Here is an 18,724-nt window from a genome sequence, read left to right on the forward strand (position 1 = left end):
ATGCTTCGTTTTTTGCTAAAATCTTAGAAAAGCTTTCTTGATTGATATGCAAAAACCGTAGCTACATCAAGATGTTTAACAATCACGCGGATGGCTTAACCGTGTAAGCTTGTTGAGGGTTAACCGCTCCCATGCCCCCGTTGAAACAAGAAATAAAAGTCTAGACTTGTCTAGTTTTTATATAGCAGTTCAAAGGGAACACGACCATTACCAATCACTCAATGAACTCCTAACTCTTAACTCAAAACTCCTAACTCCCAACTCAAAACTCCTAACTCCTAACTCCCAACTCCCAACTCCAAACTCCCAACTCCAAACTCCCAACTCCTAACTCCTAACTCCTAACTCCTAACTCCTAACTCTTAACTCCTAACTTTTCACTCCTCACCGATCGCCAGTCAGATGATAAACTAAAAGCGCTGGTACAATGAGCAGAGTTAGCGCTATGCATTGGTTGTTATCTGGTCCTTTGAGTGTAGAAAAACTTACAGTAAAAATAGAAAATTTACCAGCATCTACCATTGGTACTCGTATAGTACAGCTTTCAGATTTACATTACGATGGCTTAAGGTTATCGTCAGAAATGCTAGAACAAGCCATTATTACTAGCAATGAAGCTGAACCGGATTTAGTTGTGTTGACTGGGGACTACATAACTGATGACCCCGCACCAATATACAAACTAGTAAAAAAACTTAAGCATTTACAATCTCGTGTGGGTATATATGCTGTACTCGGCAATCATGATATATGCTACCGCAACGCTAAAAAAGAAGTTACAGCGGCTCTGACAAGTATCGATATTAAGGTTCTTTGGAATGAAATTGCTTATCCTTTAGGCAAAAAATTACCATTAGTTGGACTAGCTGATTATTGGTCAAAAGAATTTCATCCCGCATCAGTAATGAATCAGTTAGACGACGCAACACCCCGCATCGTTCTATCCCATAATCCTGATACAGCCCAAATATTGAAAAAATGGCGAGTCGATTTGCAATTATCTGGTCATACCCACGGCGGACAAATTGTACTTCCCGATATTGGACCTTTAGTCGTATATTATAAAAAACTTATTCGTAACGTTCCCAAAGAAATACGGCGATTTATACCATTTTTACGCTCAGACTATATTAAGGTTCTCCGACATTGGGAATGGGCGCAAGGTTATCATCGAGTCGGAAAAAATCAATTATACGTTAATCGCGGTTTAGGTACTTATCTCCCAGGACGTTTGTTTTGTCCCCCGGAAGTCACGGTGATTACTTTAGAGTGAGGAGTTAGGAGTGAGGAGTTTTGAGTTAGGAGTTTTGAGTTAGGAGTTTTGAGTGAGGAGTTAGGAGTTTTGAGTTAGGAGTTTTGAGTTAGGAGTTTTGAGTTAGGAGTGAGGAGTTAGTTGACATTTGACCTTTAACCTTTAATCTTTGACCTTTAACCTCTAAAACCGTCTCTACTTACGACCGTAAATGTCAGTAATTAGAGACGGTTTATTAAATAGTTGGTAAATTGAGAAAAGTTAAAGATTAGAATTATTTTGACTAAAATACAGGGTGAACCGGAATCGCAATTTTACTCTTAAGTTATCACCTTATGTACATCCGTTCTTGCGTGACGTACCAACACGCTTATCAGAGATTATAGTGTTGGCTTCTCAGCGACTCGTATGAAGACGACATAAACTGAGCTTTGAGGGCGTGCGTCCCACGCTCCTTGATGTTTATACTGGCATTCAGGCGCGACACAAAGAAATATGACGAACAGGGCAGTTATGCGTTCTTTGCGATAACTGTTTCTTTACTTTGTGACCACAACCAGAATACTCTATTGAAGTACCATTGGGCGAGATTTCGACTACTAACAAACCAGCATTTTCGGCTTTATTTGTCAGAATATTAATAAATTGTCCCCAACCCGCGTCATCGATACTTTTAGAGAGTTCGGATTCATCCCAACACCTCCTTTTCAGGTAAATGTGGGGCTTCTCCGATTTTAGCTAAAACCTCCAATTTTATTCGTCGATAGAGTGAAGACTAAAACATAACATTTCAAGGATGCAACATTAGAGAAACTATTGCGATTAGATTAGAGCCGGAGACACAAACTCCAATCAGAAGATTTATTGTTAGACTTACAACTCGTCTTGTGCCTTATTTATTAAATTAGCATCCATTTTCTGTAAATTAAACTTGATTTTACTCACTGTAATTATTAGTAACTTTTTGCAACATTTGCCGAACTATTTTTATAAAATTAGTAGCGAATACTCATTTATTCTGTTCACAGCTTTACCATAGTCCATCTATATTTATGATGCTGCATCTTCCGAAAAATTTTCCTTCTTCCACCCAAACACCTCATAGCGGCTACCATTGGGACAATAGCTATCGCCGTTTTTTTGAAGGTTGGTATTACCGTGTAACTTTACCGCAGGAAAACCAAACCTTTGCTTTTATGTACTCAATTGAAGATCCAATGGGTGGAAAACCTTACAGCGGTGGTGCAGCACAAATTCTTGGTCCCAATGATGAATATTTATGGCGTACTTTCCCCGATGTAAATAGGTTTTGGGCTTCTAAGGATAATTTGGCTTTAGGTCATTGGGGTAAAACGAGTATAGAAACCCGACCGCTTTATTTACTTCCAGAAGAATTTGCCAGCTACATTCAATCCGGTTATCAAGCTACAACAACCTTAAATCAAGGAATAATTCACGACCCAGGTAGCGGTAATTACTGTCGTTGGGAGTATGAAATTAAGCCAGTATATTATTGGGGAGACCGAGGCAGTATTCAGCAATCAACCGCAGGTTGGTTATCTTTTTTACAAATATTTGAACCCGGATGGCAAATTTTAGTAGCCCACGGTTTGGCTAGCGGTTGGATAGATTGGAATGGTAAACGCTATGAATTTACCGATGCACCTGCTTACAGCGAGAAGAATTGGGGAGGTGCTTTTCCCCAAAAATGGTTTTGGTTGAACTGTAATAGTTTTGATAATGAACCTGATTTAGCCTTAACCGCTGGTGGTGGTAGACGTGGTGTACTATGGTGGATGGAATCCGTAGCAATGGTTGGCTTACATTATCAAGGAAAATTTTACGAATTCGTACCTTGGAATTCCCAAGTTAATTGGAATATCGAACCTTGGGGGAAATGGCAAATGCACGCTCGCAATTCGCAATATGAAATTGAATTGACGGGAACTACTGATAAACAAGGTACCCAATTGCGTGCGCCTACCGAAAATGGTTTAATATTTGCTTGTCGCGATACCATGCAGGGAAAATTGACTTTAGAATTACGCGAATTAAATGGTATTGAATCCAAAACTATCCTGAAAGCAACCAGCAATCTATGTGGATTAGAAACAGGGGGTAGACCTTGGGACAATTCCTGGCAGAACTACTAGAAATGTTATTATAAAATAATAACCAAATAGCCAATTGGGGCTGTAGCTCAGTTGGATAGAGCGAGCGCCTCCTAAGCGCTAGGTCGCAGGTTCAAGTCTTGCCAGTCCCGTTTTCCAAAAAAAAATAACACAAAATAACACAAAGTAGTTAAACATACTTTTTATTTAACCCCTAAAACAGATAAAATCTTTGATTAAATCTGGTATTCCTTATTGCCACAATCTCATAGAGGCTTCGTGTACACTAAAAACATAACTTAGATGTATACGATTCTCTTAGTAAAACAAAATCATATAACAAAGCATCTGCCGTTAAAATAAAAATCTTTAGTGCTATAGGATACATTGCATTTAGCTAAAATACCCATAAGATAGAACTGTTGGGATCAAAACTAGCTTAAAAAAGGGGTCTAACCCCCTGTGCATTTTGCCACAAAATATTTATATTTTGTTGGACATATTAATTATTAACAGTGTATACCTTGCGAGATTTTTTTGAATTGTTTTAGAAAAAATTCCTCTCCAGATAATTTAAGTAATAAAGCCCTGAATAAAATGCTCTTCAAAGGAATTTCTTCTCGGTTAATGCTTTTAATCCTACCGTTAACCTTGTTGTGGGGTTATAAAAAAGTTCAAAGTGTATTTGTACAACCACAAGCAATTTTAGTTTTAGGAGGTTCAACAAAAAGATTAGAACGAGAAAAATTTGCAGCAGATTTTGCAAGTAAATATCCTAACCTACCTATTTGGATTTCGGGAGGTAGTCCCCCAAGTGCGACAAAAAAAGTATTTACCAAAGCTGGTATTGACTCCAAACGTTTGTACTTAGACTATCGAGCTAGTAATACAGTCGAAAACTTTACAACTTTGGTGGATGATTTACACAAAAGAGGAATCAAGAGATTGTATTTAGTTACTTCCGATTATCATATGCGTCGTGCTAGTGTAGTAGGCGAAATAGTTTTAGGTAGTCGGGGAATTGACTTTAAAACAGTATCTGTTCCTTCACAAAGTACTTCTGAACCAATAGAAAAATCTATTCGTGACGGAGTAAGGTCTATTGTTTGGGTTGCTACTGGCTTGGATGTTGAAAAAAAGTATACAGAAAAGTAACGGTTGCTGTTTTAGAAGTCGAGTTTTTATGATGATTTTAAATCTGTTAGAAATATTTTGACTAAAAAACCCGACTTCTTAAAACTAATGCTTATTTGCTTTAGAAGTCGGGTTTTGATCACCGTTGTAAGCATCTTGTATAAAATCTGAATTATTATTAGTTATTATTCCCTCCTCCCTACTCCCTTTATTACACATAGCTATGTAATAATTTACGCAACAGCTTTCTCTTGAACAAGCACAAAAGGCTGTACAATCAAAGTATTAAAACGTTTTTCCCTTTGCATATTCCATTCTCCTACTTGTACGGCTGTTGGTTTAGCAATTAGCGCACCATCAATCCAATTTTGCACTTGTGAAGTTTTATCACTAGCTATGGCTTCTCCCACATCTAATAAATCCAATTCTGTTGCTACTACAATTACAGAATCTCTTTGTACGTGAGGAATCAACCATCCCCATTCCGATTCATCTAGGATTTCATCCAATTGCGCTCTTAAATCTTGATTAGTCATCAGTCATTAATTATTCTTCAATAATTAATATATCGCAAATTATTAATCTAAAATCCAAAATCCACATTTGAAATCAAATAACTAAACTTCAGCTTTCATTTCATCAATTTCAAACAAAGAAACTATGACTCCAGCAATGGGGATAGAGATAAAAATACCTAATAAGCCTGCAACTCTAGCTCCTATTAATAAGGCAAAAAATACTACTACCGGATTTAAATTCAGCGCATCTTGCATTACTCTAGGTGCAATTAAATTATCTTGTATTTGTTGAAGTACAATGCAAACAGCTAATACTTTTAGTGCCAACCAAACACCTTGAGATAATACAATTAAAGTAATTACGCTGATTCCTAATGTTGCGCCAATACCCGGAATCACATCAAGAAAACCAACTATTACAGATAATATTAAAGGAAAAGGTACTCCTAAGACTACAAAAACTATGAAAGTTGATATTGTTAAAAATAATGTTAATAATAATTGACCTCGAAAAAAACCGAGAAAGCTACGTTTCATAATCATCACAAATCTCTTACGTCGAGGCTTGGGTATAATTTTTAAAATAAACAGCCAAAGCTTTTCTCCTTCAAGTAGCATAAAAAAAGCAACAACAGCAATTAAAATAAAAGTCACAAAATTAGTTATAAAACCTTGGAACAAATCCAACACAGTAATTAGTCTAGCAACAGCTTGTTCTCTTAATAACTGTTCCAAGGAAGTTAAATCTATTTGAAGATCTCGCTTACTGAGAATTTCTTCTAATTGTTCTACTAAAGGTACTAAGGAAGTTAAAAACGTTGCTACACTATCAATTAATCTTTGTCCTTGAGATAAAAGTCCCAAGCCTGCTGTTATTGCTAAACCACCAAGAATTACTATACTAACTAAGAAAACAACAACCACTGCTACTGTATGGGGTATAAAACGTTTTAACCATTCAATAGGATAGCTGAGTAAAAAAGCCAAAATTGCAGCAAAAGTAAAAATCACAATCACTGCTTGAAAATAATCGATTAATTGTATAATTGCCCAACCACAAGCAAAGAAAAGTAAAAAGCGAACTAAGGCAAAATTATTTAGTCTAGCTAAAAAATTTTCATTATCTGAATCGTTCATGTGATACCGAAGAAATGGATAATCAGATGCAAAAGATTGATTCACTAAATTTAAGAAATTTTAGTGATTAAGGCTACTTCCTTAAAGCATAGTTCTGAAGATTTTGCGTCTTATCGTCCTAAATCGTGCAGTTGATTAATGGCGATCGCGCATTTTTGGGTTACAGTCTCTAACTCTTCCTTGGTTGTGGAAGTCGGAGCCGGAATTAATTCACCAATCCTGACTGTAACCGGAACTCTACGAGGAATAGCTTTACCTTTTTGCTCAATTTCCTGAGTACCCCACAAACATACTGGTATAATCGGTGCTTTTGCTTTGGCTGCAATTAAGGCTGCACCTCGTTTAGGGTCTGTAATTCTGCCGTCTGGAGTGCGGGTACCTTGTAAAAAAAGACCTACAGCCCACCCTTGTTCAAGATACTCCAAAGCCTTACGAATCGCATTGCGATCGCTAGTTCCCCGACTTACAGGGTAAGCACCGTATAGCTCAATTGCTTGCTTCAAAATCGGGATTTTAAATAATTCTTCCTTGGCCATATAAGATACTGGACGGCGGACGCAATTAGAAACAATCGGCGGGTCATAATTGCTTGCATGATTACTTACTATTACTAAAGGCCCACTAGAAGGAACATTTTGGGCACCATAAATACGTCCTTGGAAGTAAACACGAAGCATCGGATTAACTACCGAGAATTTAAAAGCGTGGTACAGTAAAAGGCTCGCAAACGGTTCGCGATTTTGAGACATATTTTATTAAGAATTGGGAATTGGTAATTGGTAATTGGGAATTGGGAATTGGTAATTGGTAATTGGGAATTGGTAATTGGTAATTGGTAATTGGTAATTGGCGGAAATAACTCCTAACTCTTAACTCCTAACTCCTAACTCCTAACTCCTAACTCCTAACTCCTAACTCCTAACTCCTAACTCCTAACTCCTAACGTTTCCGCCGCAGAACCCACATTTTCTAAACTTAAATCGGAGCAAGTACGCTTGATTAAACCAGTTAACACGTTTCCTGGACCAATTTCTACAACTCGTTGAATTCCTTGTTGTGGTAAAGCTAAACTAATTTCTCTCCAGCGGACACTTCCAGTCATTTGCTCTACCAAGCGTTGTTTTAAAACATGAGCTTCTACGGTAGGTACTGGTTCCACATTAGATAAAACTGGTACAGTAGCTGTCTGAAATTCTACTGAGGCTAATACATCCTTAAATTCAGCAGATGCCCCTGCCATCATCGGAGAATGAAATGCTCCCGATACATTTAAAAGTATTTTGCGTTTTGCTTTGATTTGGGACATGACACTTTCTACAGCTTCAGGAGTACCGGAAATTACCACTTGTGCAGAACTATTATCATTTGCCAATACCACATTATCTGTTTCAGTCAGGATTTGATCTAATTGTTGCCTATCAAAGCCAATTAAAGCCGCCATTTTTCCACCAGCAGCATTTTCCATCAGTTCAGCACGACGTTTTACCAAACGCAAACCCGCAGACCATTCAAACACACCCGCGACATACAGCGCGATATACTCTCCCAAACTATGACCAGCTACTAAATCTGGCTTCTCTTTCTTGCTTATAATGTCGGCGAGAATGGTTTCTACTACATACAAACAAGGTTGAGTATAAAGAGTACGAGCTAACTTTTCTTCGTCATTGTGGCAAATTTCGCTGACACTCCAGCCCAAAATTTCTTCAGCTTGAACAAACTTTTCCTTAGCTTCGGACAAATCTAGTAGATCCATTCCCATGCCCAGAGTTTGGGAACCTTGTCCAGGAAACACCCATGCAGTTTTAGTCATCAGTTATCAGTTATCAGTTATCAGTTATCAGTTATCAGTTATCAGTTATCAGTGAACAGTTATCAGTGAACAGTTAGGAGTTAGGAGTTAGGAGTTAGGAATTGAGGAATTGACGTTGATTAGAGTGGGTTAAACGAAATTTTTTTCTAATCAGCTTTTTAAGATGATTTAGCACTAATGTTAAATCGATCCACCGTCCGTTAAAATATTTCTACTTTGCTAAAAAATATCTCTTCAATTTAGCAGTAGAAACTTTTAACTCATTACTCTTTACTTATCACTCCTAACTCTTAACTCTTAATTCCGGTAATCCTTACCTTCCCCATTTAAAAATTGCTGCACCCCAAGTTAATCCAGCCCCAAAACCAGATGTAACAATGGTATCTCCGGGTTTGATTTTGCCGAATCGCACTGCTTCATCCAATGCAAGAGGTATGGAAGCAGCAGAGGTATTGCCATAATTTGCGACATTACTGATTACTTTTTCCGGTGGAATAGAAAGACGTTCAGCAACTGCATCAAGAATACGTTGGTTTGCTTGATGTAATAGCAGCCAATCCACTTGTTCGACAGTTAAATTGGCACGAAATAAAGCTTTGTCAATAACTTCTGGTACTCGCTTTACAGCAAAACGATAAACCTCTTTACCGTTCATAGAAACATTGCCAAAATTTCCTTTAGAGATATTTACACCTTCAACCAATTCTTTTGATTGGGGTGTATAGGCAAGGTTCAGACAGCTATTGAGCGTTCCATCACTTTTGATTTCAAACCCTAACAGATGGTCGCAATTATTCGCTTGCAATACAGCAGCCCCAGCACCATCACCAAATAATATGCAGGTGCGTCTATCTTCCCAATCCACCCAACGGGAAAGGATATCAGCCCCAACTAAAAGTACATTTTGAAATACACCCGTTCTAATATATTGAGCAGCTGTTACTAACCCAAAAACAAAACCAGAACAAGCCGCAGTCAAATCAAAAGCCACTGCTCTGCTTGCTCCCAATTCAGCTTGAATTGCAGCAGCACTACCAAACAAGTCATCGGGAGTCGAAGTTGCTAGCAAAATCAGATCCAAATCTTTTGCTTCGATTTGTGCCATTTCTAATGCTTTCAAACTAGCAGCAGTACCGATACTAGTAACCGATTCAGCCGCTGTTGCCAACCTTCGTTGACTAATTCCCGTTCTTGTGGTAATCCATTCGTCCGAAGTTTCAACCAGCTCGCTCAGCCCCTGGTTATCCAGGAAAGTTCCTGGCACTGCCGAGCCACTTCCTGTAATTGCGATTCCTAAATTTTGCACTCATTCTCTCCACAGCTATCCGCTAAAAGGACTGTAGCCAAATCATTACAATAAAAATCATTAGCCTATAGCCAGTTTCAAACTACTGACTATAGACTAGTAATATAAACTGCCCCTCTGACTAAATCATAAAACGCCTTTTTCGCTGAGATTTTGGGAGTTAATGCGTTGTAATACCTGATTGTCTACAGCTTCTTTTGCCAGACGAATGGCATTGAAAATTGAAGGAGCTTGGGAGCTACCGTGACCAATTACACATATGCCGTTTACGCCTAAAAGTAAACCGCCGCCATGTTCTGCATGGTCAATCCGCTGTTTAAGTCGTTTCAGGTTTGGTTTTAAAATAGAACAGCCAATTTGACCGCGCAATCCTTGGGGTAATTCCTCGCGAATAATTTGCAGCAAAATTTCCCCGACTGCTTCAGCAAATTTTAATAAGACATTACCTACAAAACCATCACATACAATCACATCAAAATCACCGGAAAGTACATCGCGTCCTTCGGCGTTGCCAACAAATTTAATGTACGGATTTTCACTGATCATTTGGTGAGCGCGGATGGCAGCATCATTGCCTTTACACTCTTCTTCACCGATATTTAATAAACCTACTTTGGGTTCTGTAACACCCAAAACATACTGAGAATAAGCCGAGCCTAAAACGGCAAATTGCTCCAAAAATTGAGGACGACAATCTACGTTAGCGCCAACATCAAGTATGAGGACTTGTTTGCTAGCCACCATCGTAGGGAATACCGCGCCGATTGCCGGACGGTCAATACCCGGAAGTCTTCCTAAACGAAGCAAAGCTGCTGCCATCGCTGCACCAGAATGACCGGCACTAATTACAGCATCCGCTTGTCCCTGCTTAACCAAACTCATCGCTACGTTGATAGAAGCCTTTGGTTTGCGTCTAATGCCGCTCAAAGCTTCCTCATCCATGGCGATTGTACCTTCTGCGGGGACAATTTCTACTTGTTCCGATTTTATTGATGAGGGCAGTATAGGTTCAATATCTTGGGGAGAGCCTACCAAAAGCACTTTTACACCCAATTCTTCGACAGCTCGCAGTGCGCCAGCCACGATTTCACCGGGTGCATTATCTCCTCCCATTGCATCAATAGCGATTCTTACGCCAGTCGATCCCATTGCTCAGAGCTTCCAGAAACCTTACAAATTTTACCAGATGCCTCTGCTAGTCGCAGCTTTATTTTTCGCTACCAAATCTTACTTTTATCAAGTAAGGCATCAACTTCTACTTTTGCTCAACATAACATGAATTTGCCTCTATCAGTCTACTATCGAGACCCTAGGGGTAGATGTTTGGGGCAATAAGTACTTAAGCCTTCATTATTTATATAATTACTACTCAGTTATATTGCTGTTCCCTATTGCCTATTCCCCCCAACCCTGCCTAGAAGAAATGTCTAATTAATCAAGGCACAGGTACTTATTTAGAAGATTATTAAAACAAATATTATGATACCCGTGATTCAAAATAAGCTTAAAATCATCGTCGGAATACCAGGACTGATTATAATTTCGATCCTTGTATTATCAGCCTACAGCATTTGCTCGGTTGTTCGAGACGCAAAAAGACTTGCTAAAGATACGCCATATTGCATTCAAATTAGTGGCGGTGATCGGACTGATTATAGACCTGCCAAAACTCTGCTAGATTTATCAATACAAAGAATGCAGGGAAATAAATATAGTCAACACCATGCAATTCTTGTTTTAGGTCAAAAACCATCAATGCTGTACCACTGGTCTTATTGGAACAGTCAATTTAAACTGGATACCTTTAATCACCGAAGTGGAAACTTACCAGGCATCTACTGTCATCCCAAACGGTATTTTGTCAACAATCTTCCTTTTCTATTTCCTAAAATAAATAAAAATAAAAACTTATATGTCCGCTTTAGTCAGCAAGAGTTTTCAATTCCAAAAGCCTATCATCCAAGAGCTAACGGTGGGCAAAATCCAAATTTTAGTATATTTTTATCACCTAACTTTGAATCCCTCGGTAGAACGGCGAAGATTTACGAACAAATTTACATTCAAGTCGGAAAAAAACAAGTGAGCTTTATAAAAAAATTTATGGAATCAATTTCTCAAGGAAAACAATTGAAAGAGTTAACAGTCGAAAATCAATGTATAAAACCTATGATTAGGAATGGTAAAGTTGATTCCGAGTGGATGTACTATACCGTAAATGATGCGAATGAATTCACTACTTTAATCGGGTGCTATTCCAAATCTTGTCAGCATCGCTTTATTTACAATGATATGCATATTCTTTTTTACCATTCACCGCAGCGTCTTCCTCAGTGGAAACAAATGCAAAACGATTTGAAAAATCTACTTGATTCTTTCGCTATTGAGAGCAATAAGTAGTACTAAATACAAAAATATAGTAGTATATTCGCTAATTATTCAAACGAATCGCTCTTTGTTGTCAAAAATCAAAAAATTAGTGAAATTTACCTGATTTACTGCTGGATATCCAGAAGATATTCACAGCTATAAATCGATTTATCCCTTGAATTGGGTTGAAAACACTCAACTTAAACTGGTCTTTTTTATCCGTAGATTTAGGGCGATGGCAACGAGAAGTGTAATAATAATCGTTGCGCGAAAAATTCAAGCAAACTTGAGATTAATAGCAAAAATTTGTTATATTACCCTCTTCACGTAAGCAATAATCAACGGCTATGATTACGAGCATGAATAATGGGTTTGCAATGCGTGCGTAGTATTACAGCAGCAATGATAGCTACAACTTGTATAGGAGTAAAGGATGCTGGAATTATTTGGTTCGGGTTTAATGTCTTTGTGGTTAGATATGGCAGGAGTCAAAGTTCAGCCAATGCAGGCTTTTGATGTTTTGGCTTGGCAAACGGGTCCTGGATTAGTTCTCACACCCGATCCAAATCCAGGCAGGAATAATATGATACAAGAATATTTAAAAGAACTAGAAACATTAAAATTAATCAAACCCGAACAAACTACCCTCCAAGGTATTTGGATACAGTCAGGTCCGATGCTGATGGCTAATCATGAAGCTACCAAACCTCTACCTGCTGCGTCTTTAACAAAAATTGCTACTTCACTTGCTGTACTCAAACATTTGGGTCCCGACCATAAATTTGAAACTTTGATCGGTGCCACTGGACCAATTAAAAATGGTGTTTTAGAAGGAAATTTAGTCATTAATGCTACCGGAGACCCTTTATTTGTCTGGGAAGAAGCAATTACTATTGCTAATATGCTCAACAAAATGGGCATCAAGCGAGTTAATGGCAATTTAATTGTTGTTGGTAAATTTGCGATGAATTTCCAGCGCAATCCCCAATTAGCAGGAGAAGCATTCAAAAGCGCCCTCAATTTTGCCACTTGGCCTCGTCAGATCAATATGCAATACTCCCGTATGGCTAAAGGTACTCCCAAACCCCAAGTTATAATTACTGGCAAAGTTGAAGCGGCTGAAGAGGTGGAATCCTCTCAAACTCACCTCATACGTCATTACTCCTTACCGATGACACAGTTAATTAATGAGATGAACGTTTTTAGCAATAATGAAATGGCTGAAATGCTCGCAGAATCAGTCGGAGGAGCAAGGGTAGTCCAGTCAACTGCGGCAGAACTTGCAAGAGTACCGCAATCGGAAATTCAATTGATCAATGGCTCCGGACTCGGACAAGAAAATCGAATTTCTGCACGAGCTGCTACTGCAATGTTAATGGCAATTCAACGTTTAGCAGCCCCTCACAATTTAACCGTAGCTGACTTTTTCCCTACTTCCGGGTTAGACTATCGCGGCACAACTTACGCTAGACGCATTCCTAAAGATACCGCTTTTAAAACTGGCACCTTAAGTGATGTTAGTAGCTTAGCTGGAGTCATGCCCACAAAAAATCGCGGTTTAGTTTGGTTTGCTATTATTAATAAAGGTACATTTGTACCTGGTTTTCGTTCCCAACAGGACAAGTTACTGCAAGCAATGCTTAAAGAATTAGAAGTCCAAGCAACTGATTCAACTGGTATTAGTCCGACTTCTGGGAAAAAAGTCATACCGGAATTCGGTAAAAATACTCATAATGAAGTGTTGTATAAAAGCTGAATTCAATTATCAATTTGGAAATTGAGGATTGGGTAAGCTTGCTTTTATTTGACAAAAAAGGATAAGCAATGAATATTCAACTCAAACCAGAACACGAGAAATTTATTCAAGCACAAGTAGCTATGGGTAGATTCATTAGTGCAGATGATGTTATCAATGAGGCTTTTAAACTTTTAGAAGAAAGAGAACGAAAATTAGCAGAATTACGGCAAAAAATAGCGCTTGGGACTGAACAAATTATCCAAGGTAAAGTTACCGATGGGGAGATAGTTTTTGCACGGTTTCAAGAAAAGATACGTCAGATTGCTGAGGAATCAGAAGAATGAGTAATTATTCATTTTCTGATGAGGCAATCCAAGATTTAGATGAAATTTGTGAATATATTGCTCGCAGTAATGCTAAAGCTGCGAGCAAGCTTTTTGATGATATACGTAAAAAGTGTAAATTAGTAGCTGGTTTTCCTAATATGGGTAAAAGTTATGAAAAACTAGCACCAAATCTACACGGCTTTATTGTGGATGATTATGGCGGTTTTCACTTGGATGCAATACAAAATTGACCTCACCCCGCCCTCTGGGCACCCCTCTCCTTATGAAGGAGAGGGGAAGGGGGTGAGGTTTTAGTGTATTGGACTCAACTGAAATTTGCTATATGTTGTGTTTTACTACCCTAGAGAAGATGGAATTGATATAACTCGTGTGATAAGTGGTTGTCGAGATTTAGAATCACTATTTTCTGATGACTAAGAATGTGATGAAATTATTAGAACAGGGGTAAAATTTTGACATTATGAACATTCCCAATTACCTATTACCCCCGAACCTTATTACCTACTTCCTAATTTAATTCTTTAATTGTGGAATAATTTCTGTAATTACTCTATCTCCCGAATTTCCTCCTTTAACCACCACATTTTCGGTTTGCAAATTACCAGTAGCCGTTTCACCTTTAAAAGTAAATCGAGGACTTGTTTGACTGTATGTGACGTTTCCAGAAGCTTCTACTAATTGTTTGTCTAAATACCAAGTTAAATTATTCGATTGGATTGACTGACCTTTTTGTCCAACACCTTTAACATCTCCTTGGACATATACTGTTTTTTGAGGGATTTTTAATTCACCCCGATTCCCACTTACAGTTACATTTTCAGTACGATGTACCACTTTCAAAGGTGCATTTGTTTTTACTCTTTCGGCTTTGATATTCCAAGTCATAGAGTTACTAGCTATTTGTACCAAGGGGTCTAGTAATTCAATGAAGGCGTTTTTTGTGATATTCACAATTTCTGTTTTCAAAAAAACCGACGCAGCATCTCCCCTACCACGCTGAGTAACTTTATTATCCTGGAAACGGTCAATTTGCATTGGGCGATCGCCAATTAATTTTTCCTGTTTAATCATCCAGGTTAACTGCTCGGTTCGCATTTGTAATTGGGGTTCTACTGATTTTGCTACTACTCCCCCAAAAAAATCAATCCGCTGTTCGCGAGTTTTAACTTTTGCTTCTTGAGCTACTGCTTGCAATTGTTTATGAGTACCGTTAAGTTGATTACGAACAATAAGTAAGTCTTCTTGTGGTCGCCATTCTAATTCATTACCGCGCAATACAACACCGTTCTCCGGGTCTGTAGCCACAATTTGACCTTTGAGAAACAATTGCTTTCCATCTTGTCTAATATCAGCTTTTTGTGCGGTGACTTTATAAACTATTTTACCGTCTTGATATAATTCACCATCTGGATTTTCAGCTTCACCAATTTGTTTTTCTTTGGTGTATTTAGCTTGTTTGGCGTTTACTTTCCAAATTGGTTGACCTTTTTCATCAAACTGTTCTAAAGCTACTCCTTGAAAAGTAAATTTACTTTCCTCTTCTTGGACTGATGCGGTTTCATCTGGTTCTTCGTTAATACTAGGCTTGTTAGTTCCACAGCTAGCTAATGTCAATAGAAAGAAGGCACATAATAGAAAATATAGATTAAAAACTTTGTAACTTAAATTTTTCATCCTGTTTATATTAGACAGTTGTTTGCACCATACTGCATTCACAGACGTAAAAATTTAACGTGAGTACCCCCGAAGTAAAAATAAACTACGACGATAATCATAGAAGTCGGGTTTTTATGAGAATTTCTGGTGTTACGGATATTCAGATCGTAAAAACCCGACTTCTTAGTGATTAAGTTTTACAAGTCGGGTTTTTGCCTTACATATCTCTAACACAATATAACTGCGATCAAAACCCGACTTCTCACCGCACAGGAAAGTTAAAGACAAAAGGTATTGAGCTTTATTCCTGAACTTCTAAACGAGGATTTAGCATTTCAGGTGATTGTTCCAAAAAACTCATTTCGGGTAATGGTCGATAGGGATATCCTTGACGAGGAGTCTTTTGAATATCGTCTTTGACCGCTTCTAAATCAATATAACGGTCGGAAACGTTAATTAAACTGTCGCTGGTCATCGATCGCAAACTAACTACCTCTACCCTAACACCACGATAGCTAACCGAATTGACTGCATATGCTAAATCCCCATCACCACTAACTAAAACCGCAGTGTCATAAGAATCTACTAAAGCCATCATATCTACTGCTATTTCCACATCCAAATTAGCTTTTTTCGAGCCATCTGGTAACTGTACCAAATCTTTCGCAATCACCCTATAACCATTGCGTCGCATCCACAACAAAAATCCTTGCTGTTTCTCATTTGTTCGGTCTACACCTGTATAAAAAAACGAGCGCAACAATCTAGAACCACCTGTTAATCTAGAAAGTAACTTGGTGTAATCAATTTCAATTCCTAGCTGTAACGCCGCATAAAACAAATTTGAACCATCAATAAATATGGCTACACGACCTCGATTCTCTAAAACTTGTTCTGGCGTAAATATTGATTCTTCTTGTATATTATTCAACATTGTTCTGATACCTCTTTTTTTATTTTTGCAATTATTTTTGTTATTTTTGTAATCATTTAAACCTATAACTTACATATATACGTAAGTTACGGGGATTTATGGCGATTTTTCAAGGCTAATATTTATAATGTTTATCGCCGCGATCGATTAAATTTCTCTAAATCGATTTTGGATTTAAAATTAACGATTAGATCGGTATTTGAGATTTTGCTGTTTGTAGCTGGAAATACAATCTATCATTCAAAATCCAAAATCCTTTCATGGAAATAATCTTTCTCAATCCAATTCAATACTTTGAAAGATTGGCTTTGCTTCACCTAATTGTTGTTCGCTACTCAACAATCCCCAGTTTCCATGTACAGCAAAGGGTAGGACACTTGCAGCTTCTGTTTGATTATTAAAATCAATTTCAAAACCTAGCTGCTGGTATATATCGCTACTAATGTTAGGAATTACGGGGGAAAGTAAATAAGCCGCCAACCTTACTGATTCTAGAACAACGTACAAAACTTGTTCTAATTCTTGCTGTTGTCCTTGTTTATATAATGACCAAGGTGCTTGTTCGTCAATATACTTATTACAAGCTTGCGACAACCTCAAAATAGCTTCACAGCCTCGATCAAAAGCTAAAACTTCGTAGCTAGTTTTAACTTGTTCGCCTAATTGCAAACCAATTGCTTTGATCGGATTATCTTGAGGAATATTTTCGTTTGCAATTGACGCTAAATTTCCTGCACAGTATTTTTTGACCATTTTTAAAGTGCGATTCAGCAAATTACCTAAGTTCTTCGCCAAATCTGCATTCAGAACCTCAACAAATCTAACTTCATTAAAATCTCCATCTTTACCAAAACCGATTTCCTTAATAAAGTAATAACGAACTGCATCTGAACCATATTTCTCTACTAAGGCTATGGGGTCGATGGTATTACCCATGCTTTTACCCATCTTCTGACCATCTTTGGTTAAAAAACCGTGTCCAAATACTCTTTCTGGTAAAGCTAAATCGGCACTCATTAACATTGCTGGCCAATAAACTGCGTGAAAGCGTAAAATATCTTTACCTATTAAATGCAAATTTATCGGATACCATTTAGCCAAAGCGTTTTCTAAAGTCGGCTCGTCGTCGGGTTCTAACAGCGCCGTGATGTATCCGAGTAAAGCGTCAAACCAAACATACAGGGTATGCTTTGGATCGCTGGGTACGGGAAAACCCCACTCAACATTCACCCGCGAAATTGAAAAATCCTGCAATCCTCCTTTGACGAAATTAACAACTTCATTTCGCCGACTTTCTGGTTGAATAAAATCTAGTCTCGACTGATACAATTCTTCGAGATGGTTTTGATATTTTGATAACCTAAAGAAATAATTTTCTTCATCTCGCCATTCAACTTCTTTATTCGTATGAATCGGACAGCGATGTCCTTCTAATAATTCCCTTTCTTCTTTGAATTCTTCACAGGCTACGCAGTACCAACCTTTTTGCTGTCCGAGGTATATATCACCTTTTTGCAAAACTCGATTATAGAATTCTTTAACTATGAATTCATGACGAATATCGGTAGTGCGGATAAAACGGTCGTATTGAATATTAAGCAATTTCCACAAAGATACGAATTCAGCAGAAATTTGGTTGCTAAATTTTTGAGGCTCGATACCTTTACTTTCTGCGGTTTGCTGAATTTTCTGTCCGTGTTCGTCAGTTCCCGTAACGAAAATTACCTGACGACCCAAAAGCCTTTGAAACCTTGCCATCACATCTGCCGCCATCGTTGGGTAAGCACTACCGATATGAGGCAAACCGTTTACATAATATAGCGGTGTCGTCAGTGCAAATGTATTTTTTGTTTTATCCACTAGACTCATGCACAAATAAAATTACTTTAAAAAAAAACTGTTTTCTATCCAACATTTTTAGGCAAAACCACGTAATTATACAACATTGCCTATGTTTTTTCAAGTCGCATTTTAATATTAACAAATTAATTTGCTTTCGGTTTATTTAAAAATGAGTATCAATTAAACTGATTATAATTGATTATAATAATTAATTATCATAGATTTATATCATAAATTTATTGCTCAATTATTGATCAAATTTTTTCCAAATGATTGTCAGTCTGAATACAAATAGTTTTTATGCATGATATTTTTTGATATTTTTTATTTATACAAAATATAAAATTTTCTGTATTTAGATATCAAAATAGTCAAAAAATCATCAAACGAAGCTGAAATATTCTTGTAAAATTTATATTTAAAAATTATGATTCTGAATAATCTGCTGCTAATTTTTTGCTCGCGAGCAACTTTGCTATCTACAACAAGATTTAGCTACTATCAGAATCCCATCTCTATTCATATATCTTTGTGACTATATTTGTAATTGCCTTTGGACAAAATCACTC

The 18,724-nt window shown here is 37.6% G+C and carries 17 protein-coding genes and 1 tRNA gene; 8 read left to right on the plus strand and 10 right to left on the minus strand.

The features are described from left to right. The first annotated feature begins 445 nt into the window (after positions 1 to 445). Complete coding sequence (locus tag IQ247_RS15445; RefSeq protein WP_193921463.1) at positions 446 to 1,273, plus strand: metallophosphoesterase; 828 nt, start codon at positions 446 to 448, stop codon at positions 1,271 to 1,273. 453 nt (positions 1,274 to 1,726) lie between these two features. Here IQ247_RS15445 and IQ247_RS33615 read toward each other — a convergent pair whose 3' ends face one another. Continuing rightward, on the minus strand, positions 1,727 to 1,969 hold the full coding sequence (locus tag IQ247_RS33615) for a zinc ribbon domain-containing protein (protein WP_375341231.1): 243 nt from the start codon (positions 1,967 to 1,969) through the stop codon (positions 1,727 to 1,729). 335 nt (positions 1,970 to 2,304) lie between these two features. Between IQ247_RS33615 and IQ247_RS15455 the strand changes: the two genes are divergently transcribed. From IQ247_RS15455 to IQ247_RS15465, 3 genes are all read left to right on the plus strand, one after another. Then, a complete protein-coding gene (locus tag IQ247_RS15455; protein WP_228059773.1) occupies positions 2,305 to 3,405 on the plus strand; it encodes a tocopherol cyclase family protein in 1,101 nt (366 codons plus the stop codon). 36 nt (positions 3,406 to 3,441) lie between these two features. Then, positions 3,442 to 3,515, plus strand: a tRNA-Arg gene (locus tag IQ247_RS15460). 385 nt (positions 3,516 to 3,900) lie between these two features. Next, positions 3,901 to 4,518, plus strand: coding sequence for a YdcF family protein (locus IQ247_RS15465; protein WP_228059774.1), 618 nt, complete (start codon positions 3,901 to 3,903; stop codon positions 4,516 to 4,518). Between the two features lie 212 nt (positions 4,519 to 4,730). Here IQ247_RS15465 and IQ247_RS15470 read toward each other — a convergent pair whose 3' ends face one another. From IQ247_RS15470 to plsX, 6 genes are all read right to left on the minus strand, one after another. Continuing rightward, positions 4,731 to 5,033 carry a DUF2288 domain-containing protein gene (locus tag IQ247_RS15470; RefSeq protein ID WP_193921433.1) on the minus strand — a complete coding sequence of 101 codons (303 nt, stop codon included), beginning with the start codon at positions 5,031 to 5,033 and terminating at the stop codon, positions 4,731 to 4,733. Positions 5,034 to 5,114: 81 nt separating this feature from the next. Then, the gene (locus IQ247_RS15475) at positions 5,115 to 6,152 is read right to left on the minus strand and encodes an AI-2E family transporter (RefSeq protein WP_193921435.1); all 1,038 of its coding nucleotides are present in this window, start codon (positions 6,150 to 6,152) and stop codon (positions 5,115 to 5,117) included. 110 nt (positions 6,153 to 6,262) lie between these two features. Further along, positions 6,263 to 6,901 (minus strand): lysophospholipid acyltransferase family protein, encoded by a 639-nt coding sequence (locus IQ247_RS15480; protein ID WP_193921436.1) that lies wholly within the window; start codon positions 6,899 to 6,901, stop codon positions 6,263 to 6,265. A 176-nt stretch (positions 6,902 to 7,077) separates the two neighbouring features. Next, complete coding sequence (gene fabD, locus IQ247_RS15485; protein WP_193921437.1) at positions 7,078 to 7,965, minus strand: ACP S-malonyltransferase; 888 nt, start codon at positions 7,963 to 7,965, stop codon at positions 7,078 to 7,080. 313 nt (positions 7,966 to 8,278) lie between these two features. Continuing rightward, positions 8,279 to 9,271: a beta-ketoacyl-ACP synthase 3 gene (locus IQ247_RS15490; RefSeq protein WP_193921438.1), complete on the minus strand. Its 993-nt coding sequence runs from the start codon at positions 9,269 to 9,271 to the stop codon at positions 8,279 to 8,281. 126 nt (positions 9,272 to 9,397) lie between these two features. Continuing rightward, complete coding sequence (plsX, locus tag IQ247_RS15495) at positions 9,398 to 10,420, minus strand: phosphate acyltransferase PlsX (protein ID WP_193921439.1); 1,023 nt, start codon at positions 10,418 to 10,420, stop codon at positions 9,398 to 9,400. 339 nt (positions 10,421 to 10,759) lie between these two features. Here plsX and IQ247_RS15500 point away from each other — a divergent pair, with 339 nt between their 5' ends. The 4 genes from IQ247_RS15500 to IQ247_RS15515 all read left to right on the plus strand — a co-directional run bounded on the left by IQ247_RS15500 (position 10,760) and on the right by IQ247_RS15515 (position 13,953). Next, complete coding sequence (locus tag IQ247_RS15500) at positions 10,760 to 11,668, plus strand: hypothetical protein (protein ID WP_228059775.1); 909 nt, start codon at positions 10,760 to 10,762, stop codon at positions 11,666 to 11,668. Between the two features lie 403 nt (positions 11,669 to 12,071). Continuing rightward, on the plus strand, positions 12,072 to 13,394 hold the full coding sequence (locus tag IQ247_RS15505) for a D-alanyl-D-alanine carboxypeptidase (RefSeq protein ID WP_193921441.1): 1,323 nt from the start codon (positions 12,072 to 12,074) through the stop codon (positions 13,392 to 13,394). Between the two features lie 68 nt (positions 13,395 to 13,462). After that, positions 13,463 to 13,720 carry a type II toxin-antitoxin system ParD family antitoxin gene (locus IQ247_RS15510; protein ID WP_193921442.1) on the plus strand — a complete coding sequence of 86 codons (258 nt, stop codon included), beginning with the start codon at positions 13,463 to 13,465 and terminating at the stop codon, positions 13,718 to 13,720. Next, positions 13,717 to 13,953, plus strand: coding sequence for a type II toxin-antitoxin system RelE/ParE family toxin (locus tag IQ247_RS15515; protein WP_193921444.1), 237 nt, complete (start codon positions 13,717 to 13,719; stop codon positions 13,951 to 13,953). Before IQ247_RS15510 ends, IQ247_RS15515 begins: the two co-directional genes overlap by 4 nt. A gap of 283 nt (positions 13,954 to 14,236) precedes the next feature. Here IQ247_RS15515 and lptC read toward each other — a convergent pair whose 3' ends face one another. From lptC to metG, 3 genes are all read right to left on the minus strand, one after another. Further along, complete coding sequence (gene lptC, locus IQ247_RS15520; RefSeq protein WP_193921446.1) at positions 14,237 to 15,397, minus strand: LPS export ABC transporter periplasmic protein LptC; 1,161 nt, start codon at positions 15,395 to 15,397, stop codon at positions 14,237 to 14,239. A gap of 283 nt (positions 15,398 to 15,680) precedes the next feature. After that, positions 15,681 to 16,313 (minus strand): LabA-like NYN domain-containing protein, encoded by a 633-nt coding sequence (locus IQ247_RS15525; protein WP_193921448.1) that lies wholly within the window; start codon positions 16,311 to 16,313, stop codon positions 15,681 to 15,683. Positions 16,314 to 16,589: 276 nt separating this feature from the next. Continuing rightward, entirely contained in the window at positions 16,590 to 18,182 is a 1,593-nt protein-coding gene (metG, locus tag IQ247_RS15530; protein ID WP_193921450.1) for a methionine--tRNA ligase, read from the minus strand. Positions 18,183 to 18,724: the final 542 nt, after the last annotated feature.

Origin of the sequence: Plectonema cf. radiosum LEGE 06105, assembly GCF_015207665.1 — a bacterium.
GTDB classification, from domain to species: domain Bacteria; phylum Cyanobacteriota; class Cyanobacteriia; order Cyanobacteriales; family Nostocaceae; genus Rivularia; species Rivularia radiosa_A.

Bases quoted from the DNA above. Each gene is read 5' to 3' on its own strand.
- plsX (WP_193921439.1), bottom strand. From the start codon at position 10,420: ATGGGATCGACTGGCGTAAGAATCGCTATTGATGCAATGGGAGGAGAT.
- IQ247_RS15505 (WP_193921441.1), top strand. From the start codon at position 12,072: ATGCTGGAATTATTTGGTTCGGGTTTAATGTCTTTGTGGTTAGATATG.
- fabD (WP_193921437.1), bottom strand. From the start codon at position 7,965: ATGACTAAAACTGCATGGGTGTTTCCTGGACAAGGTTCCCAAACTCTG.
- IQ247_RS15475 (WP_193921435.1), bottom strand. From the start codon at position 6,152: ATGAACGATTCAGATAATGAAAATTTTTTAGCTAGACTAAATAATTTT.
- IQ247_RS15515 (WP_193921444.1), top strand. From the start codon at position 13,717: ATGAGTAATTATTCATTTTCTGATGAGGCAATCCAAGATTTAGATGAA.
- lptC (WP_193921446.1), bottom strand. From the start codon at position 15,397: ATGAAAAATTTAAGTTACAAAGTTTTTAATCTATATTTTCTATTATGT.
- IQ247_RS15525 (WP_193921448.1), bottom strand. From the start codon at position 16,313: ATGTTGAATAATATACAAGAAGAATCAATATTTACGCCAGAACAAGTT.
- IQ247_RS15445 (WP_193921463.1), top strand. From the start codon at position 446: ATGCATTGGTTGTTATCTGGTCCTTTGAGTGTAGAAAAACTTACAGTA.
- metG (WP_193921450.1), bottom strand. From the start codon at position 18,182: ATGAGTCTAGTGGATAAAACAAAAAATACATTTGCACTGACGACACCG.
- IQ247_RS15455 (WP_228059773.1), top strand. From the start codon at position 2,305: ATGATGCTGCATCTTCCGAAAAATTTTCCTTCTTCCACCCAAACACCT.
- IQ247_RS15470 (WP_193921433.1), bottom strand. From the start codon at position 5,033: ATGACTAATCAAGATTTAAGAGCGCAATTGGATGAAATCCTAGATGAA.
- IQ247_RS15510 (WP_193921442.1), top strand. From the start codon at position 13,463: ATGAATATTCAACTCAAACCAGAACACGAGAAATTTATTCAAGCACAA.
- IQ247_RS15480 (WP_193921436.1), bottom strand. From the start codon at position 6,901: ATGTCTCAAAATCGCGAACCGTTTGCGAGCCTTTTACTGTACCACGCT.